Consider the following 234-nt stretch of genomic DNA (forward strand, 5'->3'; position numbering starts at 1 on the left):
CGGAAAATTGCAGTCTTCCGATGTGACTGTAATTGAACCAGCAGATAGTTTACGTGAACGCGCCGGAAAACTCGGTGTTAAAGCCGTCAAAAACAGTGCCGAGATTTCAGACACACCGCGCCTCGTGATCATTGCCGTCAAACCGCAGGTTATTCAGGATATTTTGCCTGACTATAAGCCCTATGCCGCCTCCGCAACTTTTCTGAGCGTTGCCGCAGGAACACCTGTTGCATT

Annotated in this window: 1 protein-coding gene; it reads left to right on the forward strand. The window is 49.6% G+C overall.

The genetic code is table 11. From position 1 onward, the window contains the following. Nucleotides 1-234: pyrroline-5-carboxylate reductase family protein (locus tag HBA93_RS23710; RefSeq protein ID WP_221724843.1), on the forward strand; the 234-nt coding region annotated here is incomplete at both ends.

The sequence above is a fragment of the Ochrobactrum sp. SFR4 genome, from assembly GCF_019730395.1.
In the GTDB taxonomy this organism is placed as follows: domain Bacteria; phylum Pseudomonadota; class Alphaproteobacteria; order Rhizobiales; family Rhizobiaceae; genus Pseudochrobactrum.